The 23,379-nt window shown below is 41.4% G+C and carries 19 protein-coding genes; 5 read left to right on the top strand and 14 right to left on the bottom strand.

Annotated elements, in window-relative coordinates; all coding sequences use genetic code 11:
• Positions 1-9: 9 nt before the first annotated feature.
• On the bottom strand, positions 10-711 hold the full coding sequence (locus HWQ23_RS30765) for a Crp/Fnr family transcriptional regulator (protein ID WP_292837236.1): 702 nt from the start codon (positions 709-711) through the stop codon (positions 10-12).
• Positions 712-1,358: 647 nt separating this feature from the next.
• Between HWQ23_RS30765 and HWQ23_RS30760 the strand changes: the two genes are divergently transcribed.
• Complete coding sequence (locus HWQ23_RS30760) at positions 1,359-5,372, top strand: hypothetical protein (RefSeq protein WP_292837234.1); 4,014 nt, start codon at positions 1,359-1,361, stop codon at positions 5,370-5,372.
• A gap of 294 nt (positions 5,373-5,666) precedes the next feature.
• Positions 5,667-6,320, top strand: a complete 654-nt coding sequence (locus HWQ23_RS30755; protein ID WP_292837232.1) for a sugar transferase — start codon at positions 5,667-5,669, stop codon at positions 6,318-6,320.
• A gap of 25 nt (positions 6,321-6,345) precedes the next feature.
• Here the strand turns inward: HWQ23_RS30755 and HWQ23_RS30750 are convergent, their stop codons facing one another.
• The 9 genes from HWQ23_RS30750 to HWQ23_RS30710 all read right to left on the bottom strand — a co-directional run bounded on the left by HWQ23_RS30750 (position 6,346) and on the right by HWQ23_RS30710 (position 13,704).
• Entirely contained in the window at positions 6,346-7,182 is an 837-nt protein-coding gene (locus HWQ23_RS30750; RefSeq protein ID WP_292837230.1) for a carbohydrate ABC transporter permease, read from the bottom strand.
• A 46-nt stretch (positions 7,183-7,228) separates the two neighbouring features.
• A complete protein-coding gene (locus tag HWQ23_RS30745) occupies positions 7,229-7,570 on the bottom strand; it encodes a hypothetical protein (protein ID WP_292837228.1) in 342 nt (113 codons plus the stop codon).
• A 110-nt stretch (positions 7,571-7,680) separates the two neighbouring features.
• Positions 7,681-7,959 (bottom strand): hypothetical protein, encoded by a 279-nt coding sequence (locus tag HWQ23_RS30740; RefSeq protein ID WP_292837226.1) that lies wholly within the window; start codon positions 7,957-7,959, stop codon positions 7,681-7,683.
• Between the two features lie 287 nt (positions 7,960-8,246).
• Positions 8,247-8,849, bottom strand: a complete 603-nt coding sequence (locus HWQ23_RS30735; protein WP_292837224.1) for a 5-formyltetrahydrofolate cyclo-ligase — start codon at positions 8,847-8,849, stop codon at positions 8,247-8,249.
• 72 nt (positions 8,850-8,921) lie between these two features.
• Complete coding sequence (locus HWQ23_RS30730; protein ID WP_292837222.1) at positions 8,922-9,866, bottom strand: GDP-L-fucose synthase family protein; 945 nt, start codon at positions 9,864-9,866, stop codon at positions 8,922-8,924.
• Positions 9,867-9,890: 24 nt separating this feature from the next.
• A complete protein-coding gene (gmd, locus tag HWQ23_RS30725; RefSeq protein WP_292837220.1) occupies positions 9,891-10,970 on the bottom strand; it encodes a GDP-mannose 4,6-dehydratase in 1,080 nt (359 codons plus the stop codon).
• A gap of 487 nt (positions 10,971-11,457) precedes the next feature.
• Complete coding sequence (locus HWQ23_RS30720) at positions 11,458-12,216, bottom strand: undecaprenyl-phosphate galactose phosphotransferase family protein (RefSeq protein WP_292837409.1); 759 nt, start codon at positions 12,214-12,216, stop codon at positions 11,458-11,460.
• A 112-nt stretch (positions 12,217-12,328) separates the two neighbouring features.
• Positions 12,329-13,471: a glycosyltransferase gene (locus HWQ23_RS30715; RefSeq protein ID WP_292837218.1), complete on the bottom strand. Its 1,143-nt coding sequence runs from the start codon at positions 13,469-13,471 to the stop codon at positions 12,329-12,331.
• 74 nt (positions 13,472-13,545) lie between these two features.
• Complete coding sequence (locus tag HWQ23_RS30710; protein ID WP_292837216.1) at positions 13,546-13,704, bottom strand: hypothetical protein; 159 nt, start codon at positions 13,702-13,704, stop codon at positions 13,546-13,548.
• Positions 13,705-13,804: 100 nt separating this feature from the next.
• Here HWQ23_RS30710 and HWQ23_RS30705 point away from each other — a divergent pair, with 100 nt between their 5' ends.
• Positions 13,805-14,746: an NAD-dependent epimerase/dehydratase family protein gene (locus HWQ23_RS30705; RefSeq protein ID WP_292837214.1), complete on the top strand. Its 942-nt coding sequence runs from the start codon at positions 13,805-13,807 to the stop codon at positions 14,744-14,746.
• A gap of 40 nt (positions 14,747-14,786) precedes the next feature.
• On the opposite strand, the gene HWQ23_RS30700 is transcribed toward HWQ23_RS30705, so the two are convergent.
• Complete coding sequence (locus HWQ23_RS30700; protein WP_292837212.1) at positions 14,787-15,512, bottom strand: Uma2 family endonuclease; 726 nt, start codon at positions 15,510-15,512, stop codon at positions 14,787-14,789.
• A 376-nt stretch (positions 15,513-15,888) separates the two neighbouring features.
• Here HWQ23_RS30700 and HWQ23_RS30695 point away from each other — a divergent pair, with 376 nt between their 5' ends.
• A complete protein-coding gene (locus HWQ23_RS30695; RefSeq protein WP_292837210.1) occupies positions 15,889-16,023 on the top strand; it encodes a hypothetical protein in 135 nt (44 codons plus the stop codon).
• 468 nt (positions 16,024-16,491) lie between these two features.
• Here HWQ23_RS30695 and HWQ23_RS30690 read toward each other — a convergent pair whose 3' ends face one another.
• The 3 genes from HWQ23_RS30690 to HWQ23_RS30680 all read right to left on the bottom strand — a co-directional run bounded on the left by HWQ23_RS30690 (position 16,492) and on the right by HWQ23_RS30680 (position 22,415).
• Entirely contained in the window at positions 16,492-18,264 is a 1,773-nt protein-coding gene (locus tag HWQ23_RS30690; RefSeq protein WP_292837208.1) for an ABC transporter ATP-binding protein, read from the bottom strand.
• Positions 18,265-18,332: 68 nt separating this feature from the next.
• A complete protein-coding gene (locus HWQ23_RS30685) occupies positions 18,333-20,012 on the bottom strand; it encodes an ABC transporter ATP-binding protein (RefSeq protein ID WP_292837407.1) in 1,680 nt (559 codons plus the stop codon).
• Positions 20,013-20,240: 228 nt separating this feature from the next.
• Positions 20,241-22,415, bottom strand: a complete 2,175-nt coding sequence (locus tag HWQ23_RS30680) for a DEAD/DEAH box helicase (protein ID WP_292837206.1) — start codon at positions 22,413-22,415, stop codon at positions 20,241-20,243.
• Positions 22,416-22,928: 513 nt separating this feature from the next.
• Between HWQ23_RS30680 and HWQ23_RS30675 the strand changes: the two genes are divergently transcribed.
• A complete protein-coding gene (locus HWQ23_RS30675) occupies positions 22,929-23,366 on the top strand; it encodes a DoxX family protein (protein ID WP_292837204.1) in 438 nt (145 codons plus the stop codon).
• Positions 23,367-23,379 lie beyond the last annotated feature (13 nt).

Below are 23,379 nucleotides of genomic sequence, written 5' to 3'. Positions count from 1 at the left end.
GACAAGTTATTAAACGATCATTCTTTCCAAGGCTGACAAATCGGGAATACAAAGAGTGTCTTGATCCCGTTTAATCAACCCTTTTTTTTCTAGCCTTGTCAACACTCGTGTCACCGTTTCCCGCGCCAGTCCGCTCAAACTACTCAATTCCCGATGAGGTAAATTGGGGATTTCGGTTCCTGTTTGCCCTTTTTTTCCCTGCCCTTCTGCCAAAAATAGCAATGTATCTGCCACCCGTGACTGGCTATCAGATTCCCGCAACCGCAATCGCCGATTTACTTGCCGTAATCGTCGTGCCATTAGTTGCGCCAATCGAACTCCTGCTAAGGGTTCTATTTGAAGTAACTTGACAAAATCCTGAGCAGGCATACTGCCAATTACCGTCGGGGCTAAGGTAATCACATCTGTGGATCTAGGTACTTCGTCTAGTGCCGCCATTTCACCAAACAATTCCCCTTTGCCAAGAATATTCAGCGTTACCTCTTTTCCTTCCAGATTGTAGGTGCGAATTTTTACCCATCCGTCCAGAATAAAATACACAGAACCGCCCCAGTCATTTTCGAGCAGAATCACCTGATTGGCTGGGTGAGTGCGGGTGACAAGATGGATGAGGGCTGATTCCACAGCGTTTTCTGGCAACCCTTGAAAAAAGGGAGCCGACGTGATCATCCAGGGATTAGCCTGTGCTTGCAAGCTATATCGGTCTTCCATTACGACATTTTTATTTAAGCTGCTATATACACACAACAAACAAGAGCGCCATTTTCAGCCTCAACTATCATTGCACAGCTCCCTTTCAAAAAGAAAACTAAACTATGCTACATAAGAAAGCGACAAGAACATTTTTCTAAATAATCTTTACCTATAAGTTTAAACGGGTAAAAGTTTTGCAAAAAGTAGTTTATAGCCGACGGTTGTATTGCTTCGGGGCTAGCTGCACTGCAAAGTTGATTAATTAAGAATATAAGCAAACAACATTAATGATACTAAAGGGAGTAAATTATTGCTCAGGTATTTTAGCGATTTTCAAAAATAGGCAACCAATGACCTGCAAAATTATGTACAGCATTTCCGAAATTCGTAGTTTTTTTAAACGCTCCAGGTAGCTGAGGGAAGCGCAGAGGGACGCAGAGAATATGAAATTCTGTAATAAGCTTCTCAAACAAACGTTGACTGAAGATTGCCACGACTTCCAGTAATCCATAACATAATGACAGTCATAACTCCAAGCAGCGGCTTTTGCCACTCAAAACTTCTCCTATGGTCGATGCTGCGCGTAGCAAGATCCCCATAGGGGTACGGTGATGTAAAGTAATTGCCACATTCGTTGACATACATTTATAGGTAAGGTAATAAAAGTGACTTTCAGTACAGATGAAATTCAAAAGCTGATCGCAGACATTGACAACTTACTTGCCAACGGTGGCAAGCGTCTGTCTAGATTTCTGTCTGGTCAGGCGCAAGAGCCTAAAGAAGTTTTAGAACGAATTCGCTACTTCTTGGTGAGGTTACAAGAAAAAGAAGCGTTAGAGAGCGGCATCTCAAATCAGTCTTCTGAAGAACCGCGTTCGCCTCTACTAACAAAATTACTTGATCAAGGTAATCAGTATCCACTACCGCAGCTCGAGCCTAGTCAAGAACAGAGTACTGTTGGGGCAGGACAATTAAAAAATGAATTTTCGAGATTGATCCAGCCATTGCGATCGGAATTAGAAGGGCTATTGCAAGAGCGAGCCACTCTCATACAAGAAATTCGGCAGCTAGAGCAAAGGCGATTGCAAAACTACTCCTTAGCGCAGCAGTTGACAAACCAGGATCAGATGATTAACGAGTTTTTACAGGTACTCATGAGTCGTCTTGTGCCAACTTTAACGCCACTGCTGGCACAGACGGGGGAAAATTCGGCCAGTTCTTCAGGAGTAACTAATCACGCCACCTCTGCAACTCAACCTTTTTTAGAATCACCAGACGGTGTGGAGCGGTTAACCCAGCTGGCCAGGGAGTTGGATCAACGCCTATTATCACTAGATGGCACGGTGAATGTAGTCTTTGAGGCGCTACAGCGCAACATTAATACCTATTATGAATCCCTGTCGCAAGCACTGGCAAGAATGCATAGCAAGGGGATGCAAGGCGAAGAGCTGATGGAGAGCTTTCTGAATAATTTCACCCAGCATTTGCAGCAACAATCCCCTAGTCCCCAGTCATCTTTGTTGGGGGTAGAATCTGAAACACTACCATCATCGGCTGATACAGCCGCGATCGCTGCTGAAGTTGCGCCCCAACCCTTGGAGCTTATACAGCCAGAAACTTCATCTTCACTCCCAATTAATTCTGAGCAACAGGAGACTACCCTCACAGAGGATTTAGATGCAGCGCTGTTGCAGCTTGGTTTACACCCGTCTCAATCTTCTGAAACTGCGACCGAATTACCGGAAGATATTTCTGCGTTAATTGGTGATGAAGTAGACCAACTTTACGCCAGTTTGTTTGGTACTGATGATGTTAATAATTCCAGCCTCGATCTTGACTTATCTGCTACAGCCTCCCCATCAACGTTGAACATCGCTGAGGGCGCACCTGTTCCTCCAATAGTGGATATGAATCTTTCAACCCAAGAGACTTTAGTAGAAACCACAGATTCATCATCACAGCCACAGTCAGAACTATTTTTTGAAGAGGATACTGACCAAGACTCGCCTGTTAGCTTGTTTACGCCACAAACAGACAGTTTCCCGGTGCAATTCGACACTCAGCCAGCTAGTGTTGATACAATTAATACCCTAACTGACCTATTGCCTGATACAGGTAGTGAGCAGCAACTCCTGGAAGTATCACCCTCTGTGGATAATGGCACAACTACAGCACCAGTTACTCCAGAAGTAGCAGAAATGACCTTGGCATTCCCCTACGGGGAAGTAAGCTACGCGCAGCCCAAGGTAGACAAGCCTACCTCTGCCAGAGAAGGTATCGCCACATCGGAAGTATTAATTAACGATGATCAGCCAGAACCGTCTTCAGATAACTACATTACTGCTTCACCCCAGGAAAACTTGCTTTCTGGTGAGTCAAATCAGGCTTCAGTTGTACCTGATATTTCTTTAGATGAGGAGCAGTTAGAGCAATTAGATCGAGATTTGGCTAATTTTGATCGGCAACTAAATTCTGAGTTGCAGCCAGATACTAACTTGAATATTTCCCCGGAAGTGATTGGTAACACTCAAGACACGATCCCCACAATTTCCCCTGAGCCGGAAACAGAAAATCTCCAAATAGCAGAAAATACCTCAACTGCTGCTTTCTCTAGTTTGGCAGTTCCCCAGGTAGAAACTGAAAAAAAAAAGGAAGTCACAACTCCTATTCAAGAAAGTTCTTTACCTGCAATTGGAAACTCCATCAACAATCCAGAAGTTTCGCCCAATGTTCTAGAATCAGTCTGGTATTTAGGAATTGATTTAGGTACAACAGGAATTTCTGCGGCATTATTAAATCGCTCAACTTTTGTTGTATATCCTATCTACTGGTCAGCAGAAAATCCGCCGGAAACAAGTTCGTTTCAGCAATCGTTTCGTTTACCAACAGAGGTTTATCTGCCTACAGCTTCTATACCCCACGGTGAAAATGAAAGTATCGAAGCACATGAGCAGACAGCACCTGCGGCTGTTGCCCAAGATAAAGTGCCCGATCGCTTGGCTACCACTCCTGCAACAGCGACAACAGCAGATCCGAGGACAAATAATCTCTACTCGGCGCAGTTGAAGCCCTATTTACAAGTAGCTATTCCCTACAAGAGTGAACGGCAAAAATGGGAACCTGTTTTGCAATTAAATGAATTTTCGGCAGGGCCTTTGATTTGGGTTGTGCGATCGCTCTCTAAGCTACTATTAACCCTCAAATCCGATCATACTAGTACTACCCCTAGTTTAATCGCTGCTGCTGTTGGAATCAGCGAAGAAAATTTCCCCGATATTATCAATAATATTGCTGGTGTAATTTGTACTTGTCCATCTAGCTGGTCGGAACAATACCGCTTTAATGTGCGGGAAGCTTTACTCACTAGCAAACTGATCCAACATCCGCAACAAGTCTTTTTTGTCGAAGAAGCGATCGCTAGTCTACTCCCAGAACTCGATGCTGCTAACGGTGAGCAAGTAAAATTAAGCGATAGTCAAGGTTCTCATCCGGCAAAAGCCAGCGAACATTCGATTGTTGGCAACACCCTTGTAATTAACATTGGGACAACAGCCACAGAAATGTTGCTGGTCGATATACCAGAAACATCGCTGCAATTGACATACAATGATTTCATGCTCCACAGTTTTGCCTATGCTGGCAAGGGAATTGAACAAGATATAATCTGCCAGCTGCTATTGCCACCTAAATCTCGGCAATCACGCCCCAAAACAGCAAGCGATTGCAAAACTGTTACCAGTAATCCTTGGCAATGGCAACCGTCAATTCCCGGTTTAGACCAAATGCATTGGCAGAGTTTAGGGTTGGAAGAATTAGAACTACCCAGAGTCGGGGAACCAGATATCATCGCTCGGATTCGCCTCCAGCAGCGTCTAGAAAGTTCTCTGCTGGGACAGGCGGTATTAGATGCCGCACTAGCCCTAAAACTGATTTTGCAACACCAAGACTCTTTTACCCTGGAATTGGCTGATCAGCAGTGGATTTTGCAGCGACGAGACTTAGAAAGCCAGGTATTTATCCCCTTTGTGCGCCGCCTGAACCGAGAACTCAACAAGTTATTGGTAGCTCGTGGCATCCCCACAGAAGCAATTAATCAAGCTATCCTGACTGGTGGGGTGGCTTGTATCGGGACGGTGAATCGGTGGCTACGGCAAAAACTCCCCAACACTAAGATTATTCAAGATTTATATCTCGGCGAAAACGGCGCTCCTAATTGCAGTCGGGTTGCCTATGGTTTGGCAATGCTGCCTCTACATCCCCAGATATTAGATATACCCAGGCAACAATACACTGATTATTTCCTATTTACAGAATTGCTGCGCCTGCTACCAGATAGACCCTTATCTTTCGGTGAAGTTATCCAGTTATTTGAGGGTCGTGGGATCAATACTCGCACTTGTCAGCAACGCCTGCTAGCTTTTTTGTCAGGTGAATTGCCTTCGGGTTTGATACCTTCAGTTACAGACTCTACCTGGCTTACCCAGAGTTCGCAAGAAAATCCCGACTATCAGGCGATCGCTACAGCACCACTTTTTGAAAAACAAGGGAGTCTCACTTATCGTCCCAATTCCCAACAACTGTTGTCTTTGCGTCGCTATCTAGATGCGATCAAGACTAGTAATCAGCAATCACTCGAAGAACCATATACGGTGAATTTCGCCTTAGAGGTTCCTCATTGAGATTAGTAGATCACGCTGGAAATATAGAGAAGGCGGCTTGCCTGGAAAACGAACCGCCTTTCTATTCCGATTATTCAGATTATTTTTATTTGATGGAAAAAATACTGTAAATTTACAATATACTACCTTAATTAAAAGATTCTGTAAACTTTGGGTTTTCGGTTTTTATATTGTTGGAATTTTATGTATGTTAGCACTCGGTAGTAGCGACAAAAGCAGTAAAAATCGCCTAAAAATTATGTCCATGTCTACACTACTCATGCAAAAAGTCCTGTTGTAGATAAGTTAGCCTTTGTGGATCATCTTTATGTTTATTCAGTTAATTGCTCGGAACAGCCTTTACACCCGTCAACTTTAAGCGTGAGAAAACGATTAATTGACATTGTAGGAGCCATTCTGGGGCTGATAATTACATTTATCGTCGCAATTCCCGTAGCAATTGTTACCTTTATACATGAGCCAAGTCCAATATTTTATTCCCAAATTCGCTGTGGTTTGAACGGAAAAACTTTCCGCATGTGGAAATTCCGTTCTATGATCGTCGATGCTGATAAACTCAAGCATTTGGTTGAAAACCAAGCCAAAGGTCACATCTTTAAATCTGTTGACGATCCTCGTATTACTCATGTGGGTAAATTTTTGCGGCGTACCAGCTTGGACGAATTACCCCAATTTTGGAATGTTTTGTTAGGCGACATGAGTTTAGTTGGTACTCGTCCACCTACTCTTGATGAAGTCAGCCATTACGATCTACACCACTGGGATAGATTGCGAGTCAAACCAGGCATTACCGGAGAATGGCAGGCTAATGGTCGTTCCAGCATTACAGACTTTGAAACCATTGTCAAGATGGATATAGATTATCAACGTAAGTGGTCTGTAACTTATGACCTAAGTCTGATTATGAAAACTATCTGGGTGGTATTGAAAAAGACTGGTGCTTATTGAATTGGGCATTGGGAGAAAGATTTTTTTATCCCTTGACGCCGCTACCAGTTTCCGTGGGTACGATGTAACGTTGTAAAAATAGAAATAGTAATAATACTGGGGCGATCGCAATCACTGAGCCAGCAGCTACCAACCGCCAATCAAGGGAAAATGTCCCTGCTAGCTTTGCGACTCCCAAGGGAAGAGTGTATAAATTTTCGTCTTGGATGACAATTAAAGGCCACAAAAAGTCACTCCAAGCACCAATGAATACAAAAATAGCTAAAGTTACCAGTGCTGGGCGAATTGCTGGTAACATTATATGCCACCACAAACCTAACTCCGAACTGCCATCCATCCGGGCGGCTTCTTCTATCTCTTTGGGGACACTCATAAAAGCTTGGCGCAACAGAAAAATGCCAAAGGCAGAAGCTAAACTCGGAAAAATCATTCCCAAATAACTATTTGTCAAACCCAACTGGACTGTCAAAATATACAGGGGAATCATCACGATTTGGAAGGGAATCATAATCGTGGAGACAATCGCTACAAAAATCCAGTCTCGCCCGACAAACGACAATCTTGCCAACGGATAGGCAGCTAAAGCGCAAAACAGCAGATTTAAGCCCACAGTTAGCACTGACACCAAAGTACTGTTATACAGGTATTGTCCAAAAGGTAGAGAGTTCCACACACTAGAGAAGTTATTTAGTGTCGGTGACGCAGGCAATAACTGTGGCGGCGACTGAAAAATATTTTCCGTAGGCGATTTCAATGATGTACTAATTAGCCATAGTAAAGGAAAGAGCATCAACAGTGCGATCGCTCCCAATAGCGCATACATTAGCAGACTTTGCGATCGTGATTTTTTCCAGTTCAGCATTTGATTTTGCAAATTTTATTTTGTAATTCAACAGGAATGTAAACACTCACGCTACTTGCTGTTTATTTTGAAAAATGTTTAAGGTATATTTAGCTCTAGTTTTAAGAATATTTAATTGGTCAACTTGTGCCAATAATCTATCTAAAGTTTCAGTTTCTTCATTTGATAAATGATTTTCAGAATTTTTGATTAATAACTCCTGTAATTGTATCTGAGCTTTGGGAGATAAAGAACTTTCTGCCAAAGCTTGCAACTCATCTAGATTTAAACCAATCAATAATTCAGAATCTACAGATAAGTTGGTTAGCTGTTGGTAAGTTTCTAAATCTAGCAGTACCCCAACTTTCTCTCCCTGTGCGTTAGTGACATACTGAACTGAGTCAGACATCGCTTTACTTGAGAATTTGATTGATTTTATGCTAACCTATCATCAAAAATTTGGTTAAATAAAGTAATTCACCTAATTCTGTTATTCAATTTATTCAGATATTAATATAATTAAGTTTTTTCACTTTCCGAACTCCCTAATTCTTCCAGAATATCAAAGAAGTCATTCATTATTTTTGCGTCAAATTCTTTTACATCACTCCATGTTTGACTATTGTGAATTATATCTTGTGCTTCATAATAATAAATACCAAAAGCCTTTTTTAAAATTTCAATTGATTTGGTTTTTGAATAATTACTCAATCTGAAGAACTTAATAACAGATTCTTTATCTGCGGATTCAGTCAACATATTATTCAGCTTTTCAGTTAGTTCATTATCTTTATCCATAGTTTATCTTCAATTGAGAAAAGGCATTGTGTTGCATAAATTGAAATATTATCAGATTTTTTGAGCCATTGCTTCCTGTTCAGTAGACGTAGTAGACGTAGGTTGGGTGGAGCGGAGCGCAACCCAACATATATCAGGATGTTGGGTTACGCAAAGCCTCCACCCAACCTACACCTACAATCGATATTTTGCAAGTTCGCTGTAAAGCCTCTTGCGAGAGAGATTCACACTTCCAACAGGCTCATGCTCTAGCAGTGTATGCCAAGGGGAAAACAATATGCCCTCATCTAAACGTTTGCGTTCTTCAAAGTCAAATTCCTCCGAGTCAATCCGGTTTCGGTAGAAACAGCTTGTAGTGGTTTATCCCAAGGTTCAATCGGTATTTGAGACAAATAGGCAAAATCAAAGACAATTCCGATAGTCGGCTTTGTCTGCCACTGCGGTAAACTGAGCAAGCGATCGTAATATCCACCGCCATAACCTAAACGATATCCTTGATAGTCACAAGCTACACTGGGGACGAGAATTAAATCCACTTCGCCCGGATCTAAGATTGGAGCGTCGGGGTGTGGTTCAATAATGCCATAAGCGCCGCTTTGGATAAAATCACTCGGTGTCCAAATATGCCAAGATAGGGATTTTTTATCAACGCAGCGAGGAAATCCCCAACGGTATTTGCTGTCTGCAAATAGTGGACTGAGGTCAGGTTCTTGACGAAAGCTGAAATAAGCAAGTATTGTTTTTGCTTGGATGAACAAAGTAGAGTTTTGTAAATGAGAGCAAATGCGATCGCTTTTTTCTCTCCACTCTCCAACGGACATTGATTGACGTGTTTTGAGTAGAGTACGGCGTAGTTCTGCTTTATTTAGTTGATAATTAACTTTGTCCATAAAAATTTATTGGGTCAAACAAATAAGCTGGGTGATGCCCAGCTTAAGTACCCTATACTCACGAGTACATCGTTATGTAGAGTGTTGACGATACCACTCAATGGTATTCTTTAACCCTTGCTCAAAGCTCACCTGAGCCGTGAAATTAAAGGCAAGCTTGGCTCTTTGAGTATCTAAACAACGGCGGGGTTGACCATTTGGCTTGTCAGTTTGCCAGACAATTTCACCCTTAAACTCCATCAAGTCGCAGATTATAGTTACTAAATTAAGGATGGAGATTTCCTCACCCGTCCCCAAGTTAACTGGTTCGGATTCGTTATAGAATTGAGTCCCCATAACAATCCCCCGCGCTGCATCTTCAGAATAGAGAAACTCGCGGGTAGGACTGCCATCACCCCAAACTGGAAGTTGCTTTTCTCTCTTAATTTGGGCTTCGTGAACTTTGCGAACTAATGCTGGAATAACGTGGGAACTTCCGGTGTCAAAGTTATCTTCTGGCCCATATAAATTTACTGGCAGTAGGTAAATCCCATTAAAACCGTACTGCTGGCGGTAAGATTGCAATTGGACTAAAAGTGCTTTTTTAGCAATTCCGTAGGGGGCGTTGGTTTCCTCTGGGTAGCCATTCCAAAGATCATCTTCTTTGAATGGCACTGGGGTAAATTTAGGATAGGCGCAGATTGTGCCAACACATACGAATTTTTGTATTCCAGCTTGATAGGCAGCGTGAATTAGCTGCGTACCCATAATCAAGTTATCGTAGAACAACTCTGCGGGTTTTTCGCGGTTTAGACCGATGCCACCGACATGAGCTGCTAGGTGAATGATTATGTCTTGCTGGTCAACTGCACGTTGGCTATTTTCCCAAACACGCAAATCCCAATCGTGCGATCGCGGTATTGTAATCTTCTCACGATCAGCCCCTGCTTTACAGAGTTGATCTATCACCTGACGACCTAGAAATCCCGACCCACCAGTAACCAGAATGCGTTGATTTTTTAGTTCTAAGGCGGTCATATTTTTATCCTCTGTGGTGCGAAATCAGAAGTGCAAAGCACCCAGTTCTTGACGAGTAGTAGCAATATCATGTGGAAATTGCGAACCATTTCCATTAGGTGAAGTGTGACCCAATGCTTGTAAGTCTGCTTCTACCATTAGGGAAACTAGTTCTTCAAAGGTTACTGATGTTGTCCAGCCCAACTTCTGCCGTGCTTTGGTAGAATCGCCAATCAATAACTCTACCTCAGATGGACGGAGGTAACGCTCATCAAACTCTACATAATCTTGCCAATTCAGATTCACATAATTAAATGCCAGTTCCAAAAACTCCCGCACCGAGTGAGTTTCACCAGTAGAAATTACGTAATCCTCTGCTTGGTCTTTCTGCAACATCAACCACATGGCTTTAACGTAATCCTTCGCATAGCCCCAATCTCGCTTGGCATCTAGATTACCCATATAAATTTTTTTCTGCTTACCAGCAACGATACCAGCCACGGCTCTAGTAATTTTGCGGGTTACAAAGGTTTCACCGCGCCGTGGTGACTCGTGGTTAAAAAGTATGCCGTTACAAGCAAACAAACCATAAGACTCACGGTAATTTATAGTTTGCCAATGGGCGTAAACTTTAGCACAGGCATAGGGACTGCGGGGATAAAAGGGCGTTGTCTCATTTTGAGGTATTGCTTGTACTAAACCGTACATTTCTGAAGAACCCGCCTGGTAAAATCGCACCTGAATTCCGGTACGCTGTTGGTAGTCTCGAATTGCTTCTAACAGGCGCAGTGTGCCCATTCCTACAGCATCCACTGTATATTCTGGTGAATCAAAACTGACTCTGACATGGGATTGAGCGCCCAGGTTGTAAATCTCTACTGGCTTGACATCTTCTAAAATCCGCCGCAACGTCGTACCATCGGTTAAGTCGCCGTAGTGTAGAAACAACCGTACTCCCTCTTTGTGGGGGTCTTCATAAATGTGATCGATGCGGTCTGTGTTGAAGGTAGAAGTCCGGCGAATGATGCCATGAACCTCATAACCTTTTTCCAGCAAAAATTCACTCAGATATGAACCATCTTGACCAGTAATACCAGTAATCAACGCTCGCTTTTGTTGCGTCATGCTCAATTATACCTTATCGTCTTTGATTAAAAAGTTACAGTCAATCTGATACAACCTAGCAGCTAATTGCTAAATTGCCTAATGGGAAACCTACGAGGTTTTGTTGTTAAGAGACTTATTTCCTAAGTATATTTAGCAAAAATTAATTTAACACGTCAGCCAAGCTGAGATAGATGAAGATTGTTTAATTATCTATATTTTTTTAGGTCAAGATTCTTTTTGTGTACGTTGTTTTTTGTCAAAACTTCATATATCTCTGGTTTTGTGAAGACTAAATAAAATAGGGATTTTAAATTAAACTTCTGGCAAAAATCCAAATATGAGCAAAACCAGCCAAGAATCCACACTTAAAGAGGTCTTAGCTAAGTAGAAAGGCACAAATATAGATAACTATAAGAAAGATGAACAGTCAGTTAGTCAGTTTTACAGGAAGAATTTGGTACTTAGGGGCAGTTAATGCCCCACAGAATCGGCCCTAAGTAGTTACTCAGTATGCCCCGTTATTTTTGGGCAGAATGACCACATCAACAGTTTTCAAGATGATCCATAAATCAAGCCAGAAATTCCTAAATTTCACATAATGCAGGTCTATTTGGACTCGCCGAGGGTAGGGAATGTCATTACGCCCAGACACCTGCCACAAACCAGTAATTCCTGGACGGATTGTTAAAATCTCATTAATGTGACAACCGTATTTTGGCAGTTCTTCTGCTACTAAGGGTCGGGGGCCGACTACACTCATGTCCCCTTTTAAAACGTTCCAGAACTGGGGAAATTCGTCTAAGCTAGTAATTCGCAAAAATCGACCAATTTTGGTAATCCTGGGGTCTTGTTTCAGCTTAAAACTGCTCTCAAATTCTTGTCGCAACTGGGGCGATGTTTCCATCATTTGCACGAGGACTTCGTCCGCATTGCTCACCATTGTTCGGAATTTAATACAATTAAACGCTTTATAATTTTTCCCCACCCGTTCGTGGACATAAAAAATTGGGCCTTGTGAGCTGAAAGCAATCAGCAAGGCCAAGATTAAGTAGACGGGGAAGAACAAAATTAACACCGACAGCGAAAACACTATATCGAATAGTCGCTTGGCAAACTCTCCGTTTAAACCCTGAAAAGATAAACCTTTGGGTTTAACTTTTGGCGTCTTTGTTTTTTGACCGCGTTTTAAGAAAGTACGCGTAGACGCTCTAGTGTCTTGCCGTACGCCTCGCTTGCCGGAGAGGAGTGAGCTCTGGGCAGTCATCATACTCCTTAATAATCCACACCACACATAGTCCCAATATTAAAGCCAAAATGAGGTGCTTCTGGGGGGAAATTGCCAAAAGCCTAAAAAAATAAGACATTAACCAAGACAATCATTCCAAAAACGGTCTTTTTTCGTTGCACTTGTTTACAAAGTCTAGATAACGAGCTGCAAAGATTTGCGGTGAAAACTGCGCGGCGTGCGATCGCATATACTCGGAACTGAACGAACCCTCATAGACTTCAAATTTTTCTACTGCCTCCACCAAAGCCGCCTCTGTTTGTGTCCTGAAGAATATACCTGTCCCTGTATCCACACAAGAACGGATATCTCGCACTGTTTCTAAAGCACCTCCTGCACCATAAGCAATCACTGGCGTGCCACAAGCCTGTGCTTCCACTAGGGCAATACCAAAATCTTCACAAGCTGCATACACAAAAGCCTTAGCCCTTGACATATATTTTTTTACCACATTATCGGGTTGCCATCCGAGTATTTGGATATTGGAGTTTGCCATCTCGCGAATCTTGATCATTTCATCTCCTGTACCAATTACTACTAATGGTCGTTTTAGCTGATTAAAAGCGTTGACAATCAACGATACTTGCTTATAACTCACTAACCGGGAAACTGTCAGATAAAAGTCCTCTTTCTCAGACAGAAACGGAAATTCCGCAATATTCACTGGTGGGTAAATGACTGTGGCTTCTCGCCGATAGCAACGCCAAATCCGCCGAGCTGTATACTGCGAGTTGGCAATGAAGTAATCAACGCGATTGGCACTCAATACATCCCACTGGCGCAAACGATGTAATAAATATCGCGTTACCCACCCAGGTAAACCACTACCCAGTTTGCTGTGGCGCAGATAATCAAAGGTCAAGTCCCAGGCATAGCGCATCGGGCTATGGCAGTAGCAAATATGCATCTGTTCGGAAGTGGTAAGGATTCCTTTGGCAACAGCGTGGGATGAAGACAGAATTACGTCATAATGGCGCAAATCCAGTTGTTCAATTGCCAACGGCCACAAAGGCAAGTATTTTTGTATACCGTTGCGGGCATAGGGAAAGTCCTGGAGAAACGTCTTGCCAATCTGACGCTTGTATAAATAACTTTCTCTATTGCTGGATTCAAAATCGATCAGGGCATACAAATCAGCATCAATATGATTCAAAATTTCTCGGACAACGAGTTCTGAACCACCGGTGGCTTTGGGTGTCAGCCACTCATGAACTAGAGCATATTTCAAGGGCACAGCTAACTTGAATAAATGGAAAATACAAAGGCCAACTTGATGACGTTAACTGAAGAGTTTCTCCTTGTGATTAATTAACGCGAAGCGCCCCAGATTAGCAGATAGGACGCAATCTTTTTCTCAGAGGTTCCAGATGGGTGCTGCAACCTGATAATCTCAGAATGGGGAATGGGGAATGGGGCATTGGGCATTGGGCATTGGGCATTGGGCATTGGGCATTGGGCATTGGGCATTCGTTATTTTCTCCTTGTCTCCCTGATCTCCCCCACTCCCTACTCCCCACTCCCCACTCCCGAGTCCCTTGACGACAACTGATATAGAAAGGGGAAATTTATGCGAATTCTAATTATGGGTGGTACTCGGTTCATTGGTGTCTATTTGACTCAACTACTAGTGGAACAAGGACACGAGGTGGTGCTGTTCAATCGTGGGAATCGGCCAGCACCTGCTTTACAGGGAGTAGGACAAATTATAGGCGATCGCACGGATGCTACTCAATTAAAAGCAAAATTATCACAAGAAAACTTTGATGTCATTTTTGACAATAACGGGCGGGAACTTACTGATACTCAACCACTGGCAGAAATTTTTCAAGACCGAGTGCAACATTTTGTGTATATGAGTTCTGCGGGGGTGTATCTCAAATCTGACCAATTGCCCCATGTAGAAGGTGATCGAGTAGATCCCAAAAGTCGCCACAAGGGTAAACATGAAACAGAAGCTTATCTGACTCAATTGGGATTGCCTTTTACCTCTATTCGTCCTACTTATATTTACGGGCCTCGTAATTATAATGAGTTGGAAGGCTGGTTTTTTGACAGAATTGTACGCGATCGCCCGATTCCCATCCCTGGAAATGGCTTGCATATCACACAGCTAGGTCATGTAAAAGACTTGGCAAAAGCTTTGACTCAGGTTTTGGGTAATAAACAGGCAATAGGGCAGATTTATAATATCTCTGGCGATCGCTTTGTCACTTTTGATGGTTTAGCCCGTGCTAGTGCTGTAGCGGCTGGCAAATCACCTGATGCTGTAAAAATCGTCCATTACGACCCGAAAAAGTTTGATTTCGGTAAACGCAAAGCTTTTCCGATGCGAGTACAGCATTTCTTTGCTTCGGTGAATAAAGCGCAAACAGAATTAAATTGGCATCCTGAATATGATTTAATTTCTGGGTTACAAGACTCTCTGGAAAATGATTATTTGGCTAATGCAAAAGACAAAGCCGAAGTAGATTTCTCTGTAGATGAGGAGATTTTACAAGCTGTTTCATAATCAGATTTCCGACTTCTCTAAAAAGTCGGGAATCTAAGCCTTATATTTCATCTGGATTAATACCCAATTCGCGCAATTTTGCTGCTAATTTATCAGCCCGTCGTCTTTCTTGTTCTAGCTGTGTAGAAATCCAATTTCCTCTTTCATCGTACCAACGTAACCACAAGCGATCGATACCTTGGTAAGCGCCTTGCCAAAGCCCCAAACCTAATTGTATTCCTGGCATCCACACTCTAGAAGTAGTTACATCTATTTCGTGATAACTATCTGCAACTAGTTGAAATGCTTGCAGCTTATCAGTGTAGCGGTCAAAAAGAATATAATAGGGAACTCTTAAAATTCGTTCATAAACTTCCCATTTGGTCGGTGGTTGGTTAACTTCTCTGAGAGTTTGTCCCAAGTCTTCTTTTTCTGTCCCTGGAGACAAAAGTTCTACCATTACGAAAGGCGCAACCCCTTCTTGCCAAATCACATAACTTAAACGTAAATCTCGCTGTTCATAAAGGCGGGAAACTCCAACCACTGCAAACCAATCTGGGCGTTTGTACCACAGTGGATGGTGGAGGTCATAATAGATATTTAAGTCAGAGGCAACCAATACCTGATCTGCTAGATATGTGGGAGGAGAGAAGGTATCGCCTAAAAGTCGGGGTTGCAAAATGTGAAATTCGTCAGGCAAGCCAGAGTCCTCCGGGTATTCACTGGGAAGATCATACATGGTAGGTAGGACTTCTTTGGGGGAGAGAGGCGGATCTGTTTGGTACATAAGGGGAATCTTGACCGACTAACTTTAAGTTAACGGATCAGGGTAAAGGTTTGGTCAAAGTCAAAAGAAAAAATATTTTCTTATACCTGGGAAAGATGCGATAAATTGTGTCTTTAGTTTTTTCTGGAACAGAAATGAAAATTTTATCTATTAGACCTATCCACAAATAAAGCTCAAAATAGCTGAAATCCTTACCTAGTAAGCTTTTTAGCTAAAATAAAACAATAATCTCTAAAACCCTCTCCAGGGCTAGGTTTCAGGCAAATAAAGTTCTCATTTCCGGATAGGTCTATTAGTCAGGCAAACCTTTTTTATAATTCAATAGGGTTCAGTTAAGGCTTAACTCTTTCTCAAAGTCAATTTTTTTAACGAAGATTTGCAAACACTGTACATCACTACTGCTTCAGTTGGACTCAGCCAAGCAGAGATTGAAAAAAGTTTCTACTCTGGTGATTTGTTTGCTCTCCAGACTGATGTTAGTGGATTACCTGCATATACTTTTCAGGGGTAATTAATACTAATTCGTGATTATAGCTAGTAAGTTGGGTTGAACAAAGTGAAACCCAACCTTTACAGAGAATTATCATGGGTTTAGCTATTGCTTTATTTATCCTACAAATAATTATGATGACATACTTATCAGCACTCATAATTAACTTAATTATTTAACTCGAATCCTTCTATATTTTCGTTGCTGATTCCCAAAAAATTGGTTGATTAAACTACCTATAGACCATATGTATAACGAAGATACTACCCTTCCATGTAAACCATCTTGGATTAGTTTTTCTATTTGATAACTCTTCTTAATACCTGTTTTAAAAAAGAAAGCAATTATAAAGGAGAGGGAAGCTAGAGAAAGGATGAAGTTTTCCATTTTATTTAATCTACGTTCCTAAGCAAGACTCAAAACGTAGCCTGAAAACATAATTATTTGGTTGAATTATAAAAGTTTTCGATTTACTGAATTTTGGGAAAACTAAACAAATGTCCCAAATTGTAGACCATATAAATTGGCGTATACACCCTGTTTAGCAATCAACTCTGCATGGGTTCCACGCTCAACAATTTTACCTTGCTCAACTACCAGTACTTGGTCGGCGTTAATCACCGTGCTGAGGCGGTGAGCAATGACAAAGCTGGTGCGATCCTTAAACAGCCGAGCAAGTGCTTCCTGAACTAGGGCTTCGGTACGAGTATCAATGCTGCTGGTGGCTTCATCCAAAATCAAAATTCGAGGGTTAATTAAGACCGCTCGCGCAATGCTAATTAGTTGTTGTTGTCCTTGACTCAGGCTAGTTCCCTGCTCTCCCAAACGAGTTGCATACCCTTGGGGTAAGCTAGTGATAAACTCGTGAACATTGGCAATTTGTGCTGCTTGTTCAATCTCTGCTTGGGTGGCATCTTTTCGACCAAAGGCGATATTTTCCGCAACTGTGCTACTTAACAATATCGTGTCTTGCAAAACTACCCCAATCTGACGCCTTAAACTTGCTTGTGTGACACGCCGGATATCAATATTGTCAACAGTAATCATACCACCCAACACATCATAGAAGCGCAAAATTAAGTTTATGATTGTGCTTTTCCCTGCTCCAGTTGCACCCACCAAGGCAATCATTTGTCCTGGTTTGGCAAGAAAATTAGCGCCCTTAAGAGCCAACTGGTTAGAAGCATAGCCAAATGTCACATCCTTAAACTTGACTTCACCCTGAATTCGTGGCATTTCTATTGCATCAGGCGCATTTTGCAGCAATGCAGGTTCATCCAATAGGAGAAAAATTCGTTCTAATCCAGCGATCGCTGATTGTGCTTGGGTGTAAAATTGACTAATAATTTGAATCGGCTGAAAAAATTGCTGAACGTAAATTAGGAATGAAGTTACAGTTCCTACTGTTGCTTCACCTTTTACTGTCAGATACCCCCCATAAACTAGCACCCCTGCTGTTCCTACGGTGTTAAGAAAATCAATTGAGGGTAAAAAGGCAGAGGTAATTGCTACAGCTTGTACATTCGCATCCCGATTCGCAGCATTGAGAGCATCAAATTGCTGAATATTATGTTGTATTCGATTAAATGCTTGTGCTTCCCGAACAATGTTAATATCTTCCTCGAACCTCGCTGAAAGTTGACCGATAGTTTGTCGCGTTACCCGAAATCTTGTTTTTGCCCATGAAGCAAACAATCCTGTGGCAAAAATCATCAAGGGTACAACTAAGTTGCTGATCAATCCCAATTGCAGGTTGAGCAAAAGCATGGCGACGATAATGCCAATTAAGCTAAATACAGTGCCAATAATTTGGGCGATCGCCATTCCAAATGTCTGCTCTACAGTACTGACATCATTCAACAAACGACTCATCAAATCACCCGATTGGCTACGATCAAAAAAGCCCAAGGGTAAGGTTTGAATTTTTGTGAAAATATCACGACGTAATTGACCCAAAAGACGCTGCATAATCCAGCCAATCTGTCTAATTTGACTTCTGATGATCAAACTACCAGTAACATAGACAACTGCTAGCAGAATTAATATCTGCATTAAACCCCGCCAATTTCCACGTATAATCAAATTATCAATTGACCAACCGACAATAAATGGGCCTGTGGCTTGACACATAGCACCAGCAATTACCAATCCCATAGTGATCAAAATATCTTGGCGATAAGGGAGATAGTATTGCAGAAATCGTCGCAGTGTTTGGTAAGAAGGCAAAGTATCTTTTGATCTAAAAATATTTTTGTTAATCACTTTAAATTCAATATTTCTACTAGAACTAGAACTCCATAAACCCGATTTATTTAAGAAACCGAGTTTATTTATTTAACTTGTGATTCTAAAATAGAACCGTATAAGGGACTTTGCAGCATCAACTCTTCATGGGTTCCCTGAGCAACTAGTTCTCCTCCATCAATCAAAAGAATCCGGTCAGCATTCTTGATTGTACTGATACGTTGAGCGATCGCAAATACTGTACAAGTTCGACTCTTCATTAATTTATCAAGAGATGCGTAAATTTGTGTTGCGGTTTTGGCATCGACCGCAGATGTGCTATCATCTAAAACTAAAATTCGATAATCAGTGAGAAAGGTGCGAGCGATCGCTATCCGTTGTTTTTGCCCTCCTGATAAACCTACCCCACGTTCTCCCACAATTGTTTCATAGCCATCTGGCAAACTGATAATAAATTCATGAATATGGGCAATTCTAGCGGCTTCTATGACTAGTTCCAAAGGAGCATTGGGTATAGCATAGGCAATATTATCGCGGATGGTGCCTGAAAATAGCCTCGTTTCTTGGAAAATCATCCCAATATGCGTGCGTAAACTATGAAGCGTAAAATCGCGTACATCATTACCGTCGATGCGAATTGCTCCCGTCGTCACATCGTAAAAGCGGGGAATCAGGTTGACAAGGGTACTTTTACCTGAACCTGTCTTCCCTAAAATTGCAATCAGTTCGTTAGGTTTGGTTTCAAAGGAAACGCCTTTAAGGGCATAATTAGTCGCCCCAGGATAGCGAAAAGACACATCCTCAAAGGTAATTCTGATACTGCTGGTGTGAAAAGGAATCGCCTGGGGGCGATCGCTAATTTCCTCTTCAGTATCAATTACCTCATATACTCGTTTAGCCGAAGCCGCCGCCTGGGCAATTCCTGCCGCAGCGAAGCCCAACTGAAAAATTGGTTGGAGAACCACAGCTAAATAGGAATTAAAAGCGACTAATTCACCAACCGAGAATTGTTTCCCAATAACAGCGCTACCACCATAACCAAGCACCCCTAGCGTTACTAAATTGTTTAACAAAAATATAAACGGGAAAAGATTAGAAATTGCCCAAATTGCTTTCAGGTTAGCAGCGATTACTTCCTGATCTCTGTGGTTATAACGTTCAATTTCAGCGTCTTCTCGAACAAAAGCTTTGATTAAACGAACACCGATCAGGTTCTCTTTCAAAACTGCATTTAGTTCTCCCAATAGCTGTTGTACCCGACCAAATAGCATTCCAGCTTTAGAGAAAAACCGGATCAATAAAAACGCGGCGATGGGTACAGCAGTTAGTGTAATTAATGCCAATTGCCAGTTCATGACTAGCAAAATTACAGTAATTGTAACTAAAGTCAAGAGGGAACTGATGACCTGAAGTAAAGTAGTACCAATGAAGGTGCGTATTTGTTCAATATCTCTGGTAATCCGCGTCAATAGTTGTGAAGTTGGGGCGCGATCGTGATAGCTGAAACTGAGGTTGTGAATTTTGTAGAAAATCTGATTTCGCAATCTGTAGGCGACTCCTTGAGCAACTGCTTCTGCCCAAAAACCCTGTCCAAAATTGGACACTCCTCTAGCGATCGCCACACAAATTAACAAACTGCCTGCTTGAAAAACAATATCTAAGTCTTTTTTAGCAATACCTTGGTCAATTCCCCACCGGAAAAGCTGTGGAGTCAAAGCATTGGCAGCAATCAAAAGCAACAAACTCAGCAAAGCACCTATACCCATCCACCGATACCCGTTCAGATATCCTAAAGCCCGTTTGAGTGATTGGATTTGTGAAGGAGAAGCGACATCTTTTTTAAGCAACGTTGTACCTCGTTTATTTTGTAATTAATTCTCTAAACCGTAAAATTTCATCTGCTGCTTGCTGATACCCACCTATTCCAATACTGCGTAGGTTTGTCCTAAAAAATAAAAATGTGACGAATATTTTTAACTGAGCAGTATTGCCACCTATTCTCTCCAGAGTGCTACTTGCTGTTTGAGTTCTCTCATATCTAAATAATCGCTAGCAAAAGCTTTTCGTAAAAGTGGATGAGGAATAAATCTATCATACTTTTGGATTTCCGGTGCTTCTGAAGTACTAACTAAATCTTCTTGGCTAATTCTTTGTTCACACAATGAAGCAATTTCATGATAAAGATATTTAAATTTATTCTTGCCTAATTTAATTGTTAAATAATAGGGATTTACTCCGCTAATACTTGTAATTTCCAATGATTCTCGACAGTAGGAGTTAAGTAATCTTTCTAAGGTGCGATAAGCAACCGTACCCATCCAGGGGAAAATACAGCATTTACCTTTTTCCAATTGTAAGATATTTTGTTGATCTAATCCAACCTGCTGCACTAATTGGCGAACTTTACGTAAACGTTGCAAAGCATTTTTTTGCAAGTAACTATATTCGACATTCTCAAATAGAACGTGCTGCATTCGTTGCAAAACTTTGGTATGAATAGTGCCACCACTACCACGCCAATAAATACTAGCTTTACCCTCGGCTTGTTTAACAAAAATAGCCTTATTTTTAAAGTCAACTTCTACGACTTCCCAACTTCTCCCAGCTAAACCAAATTGATTCCCAACAGCAGGCGGCGTGACGATACTGCCAATTTGCGTTGCACCTTGCTTAACAATATATTCTTGTTGTTCAGCAAAGACAGCATAAAACTGAAATTTTCTCACGATCTTTTCTCCTGCCAAACCCAGGATTAATTTACCTTGCTCAGTATGCTGAATATGACCAATATCAATTAAATAACGTAGCAATAATAGGAAATCTTCTTTGGAAATAGCAGCAAAGGGCGGCAGACTAAAAATTTGTTTAGCTAGTGCATTAGGTGAAATTTCCCCCGTTGCTGTTAAAATACTCATTGTTTGGTGATAAAGCAAACTCAAAGGATATTTAATCGGTCTGATTGGTTCAATCCATTCTTCCTCTAAATAAAGCTGAATGATAGCGATAGACTGCAAAAGTTGCCAGGGTATTTGCTCTGGTAGAGAAGCTTCTGGTAATGGTTTATCTTCGGCACAGATAAAGCGCATATCGGCAGCTTCACCTCTTCTACCACTACGTCCTAAGCGCTGTAAAAAGCTAGCTACAGACAAGGGCGATTCTAACTGAATAACTCGCTCTAAATGACCGATATCTATGCCTAATTCTAAAGTCAGAGTGGCGGCAGTAACAGCTGGATTGTTGGGTTCACGCATCGCATTTTCAGCTGCTTGCCGCAAGCTAGCAGATATACTGCCATGATGCACATGATATATATCTGGTAGTCCTTGTTTTGTGGCAATTTGTCGCAAAGATGCGATTACAGATTCGGTACGCGTCCGATTATTAGCAAATATCAGGCATTTGCGAGATTTGCTGAGGTTGAAAATATATTGTTCATCAGCTGTCGCCTCTGATTCATCTACTTCATCAGTAATATAAAAATGTTCTACAGCTAGTTTTATTTGACGTTTTATCCCGTCAGTTGGCGGTGTAATTACTGGCTTATCTGTTCCAGAACGCAACCACTCTTCAGCTATTGAGTAATCCCCAAGAGTCGCCGACAAACCAATACGGCGCGGTTGTTTTTGCGTCAACTTTGCTAAACGTTGTAATTGGCAAATAATTTGACAACCGCGTTCTGAACCCATAAAGGCGTGAATTTCATCAATGATCACAAATCTTAAATCACCAAATAAACGAAGTAGGTCGTTATTTTTGTTGATTAACAAACTTTCTAGAGATTCTGGTGTAATTTGTAAAATTCCTTGAGGATTCTTTAAAAGCTTGTTTTTTCGACTTTGAGAAACATCACCGTGCCAGTGCCAAACAGGAATATCTGCTTCTTTGAGTAAGTCGTTGAGGCGCTCAAATTGATCATTAATTAAAGCTTTGATTGGACTAATATATAATGCCCCTATAGTTGCAGCCGGGTTAGTATGTAATAGAGTCAAAACTGGCAGAAAGGCTGCTTCTGTTTTACCCGCAGCAGTTGCAGCAGTAACTAGCAAGTGAGCATCAGTGTCAAATATAACTTGACAAGCGGCAATTTGAATTGGTCGTAATTCAGTCCACTGGTGATGATAAATATATTCTTGGATGAAGGGTGCAAGTCGGCTAAAGGCATCGCTCATGTTTTTTATGAATAATTAGTAACAGGTAATGAATTGACTATTAAATTATTACTGATTATTTATAGTGTTTTCTAATTGAGGTACAGCTTAACCTAACCCCGATAAAGCTGTGCTTTATCTCCCCTGTCTTAACTCACACAGAGGGGTTGGGGGTGAGGTTTTGATATGTACTTCATGCACCTGGGAACCGCTTTATTACACCAATAAACTTGAAATAATATTATACTAAGCGACTTCCAAATAAAAAAATATCCAATTATTTATTGTGGGGTGGGCATCTTGCCCGCCTTTGGTTATTGGGCGGGCAAGATGCCCACCCCACAAGATTGAATAATTTATTTCTTGGAAATCCCTAAGCGACGTGAACATTAAAGAATCGCTCACATACCTGAATATGGGCTGTACGGTAATTATGCAAAAGTTTGTCAATTTCTCCTCCTATTGACTCAAGGCAGATTAACATTTATAAATGAAACTTAAGTAATAGGACAAGTATATAATCAGGCAAAACCCATGAATAAGTATAAGGAAATATTACGTGTTTTCCTTGCTATATCGATCATTGTGGTTGGAGTGACACACTTTATTGTTCCAGAAGAATATGTCAAAATTGTGCCGCCGCAACTTCCTTACCCTTTAGGATTAGTTTATCTCAGTGGCTTTTATGAAATTTTGGGTGGTATCGGCTTATTAGTCCCGCCTGTAAGCCAAGCTGCTGCTTGGGGACTTCTTGCTCTTTTTATTGCTGTTTACCCTGCCAATATTAACATGGCGGTTAATCTTATTAAAATTGAACATATACCAAATTCACCTTGGGTACACGTATTTAGACTTCCCTTTCAAGCAGTTTTAATTGCTTGGGCTTGGTGGTACACGAAATCTTCTGATTGGGAAAAACAAGCTTCTATCATTCCCAAATCACTGATTCCCAAAGGACTAAAATTGAAATAAGTGCGTTTTTTAT

It is taken from the genome of Nostoc sp. JL33 (assembly GCF_017114985.1).
Classification (GTDB): Bacteria; Cyanobacteriota; Cyanobacteriia; order Cyanobacteriales; family Nostocaceae; genus Nostoc.
The sequence above is the reverse complement of the archived record's forward strand: the minus strand, read 5'-3'. Positions and strand labels throughout refer to the sequence as shown.

Bases quoted from the DNA above. Each gene is read 5' to 3' on its own strand.
- HWQ23_RS30735 (WP_292837224.1), bottom strand. From the start codon at position 8,849: ATGGACAAAGTTAATTATCAACTAAATAAAGCAGAACTACGCCGTACT.
- HWQ23_RS30720 (WP_292837409.1), bottom strand. From the start codon at position 12,216: ATGACTGCCCAGAGCTCACTCCTCTCCGGCAAGCGAGGCGTACGGCAA.
- HWQ23_RS30675 (WP_292837204.1), top strand. From the start codon at position 22,929: ATGAATAAGTATAAGGAAATATTACGTGTTTTCCTTGCTATATCGATC.
- HWQ23_RS30745 (WP_292837228.1), bottom strand. From the start codon at position 7,570: ATGTCTGACTCAGTTCAGTATGTCACTAACGCACAGGGAGAGAAAGTT.
- HWQ23_RS30700 (WP_292837212.1), bottom strand. From the start codon at position 15,512: ATGTACCAAACAGATCCGCCTCTCTCCCCCAAAGAAGTCCTACCTACC.
- HWQ23_RS30740 (WP_292837226.1), bottom strand. From the start codon at position 7,959: ATGGATAAAGATAATGAACTAACTGAAAAGCTGAATAATATGTTGACT.
- gmd (WP_292837220.1), bottom strand. From the start codon at position 10,970: ATGACGCAACAAAAGCGAGCGTTGATTACTGGTATTACTGGTCAAGAT.
- HWQ23_RS30730 (WP_292837222.1), bottom strand. From the start codon at position 9,866: ATGACCGCCTTAGAACTAAAAAATCAACGCATTCTGGTTACTGGTGGG.
- HWQ23_RS30710 (WP_292837216.1), bottom strand. From the start codon at position 13,704: ATGCCCAATGCCCAATGCCCAATGCCCAATGCCCAATGCCCAATGCCC.
- HWQ23_RS30750 (WP_292837230.1), bottom strand. From the start codon at position 7,182: ATGCTGAACTGGAAAAAATCACGATCGCAAAGTCTGCTAATGTATGCG.
- HWQ23_RS30685 (WP_292837407.1), bottom strand. From the start codon at position 20,012: ATGGGTATAGGTGCTTTGCTGAGTTTGTTGCTTTTGATTGCTGCCAAT.
- HWQ23_RS30680 (WP_292837206.1), bottom strand. From the start codon at position 22,415: ATGAGCGATGCCTTTAGCCGACTTGCACCCTTCATCCAAGAATATATT.
- HWQ23_RS30765 (WP_292837236.1), bottom strand. From the start codon at position 711: ATGGAAGACCGATATAGCTTGCAAGCACAGGCTAATCCCTGGATGATC.
- HWQ23_RS30705 (WP_292837214.1), top strand. From the start codon at position 13,805: ATGCGAATTCTAATTATGGGTGGTACTCGGTTCATTGGTGTCTATTTG.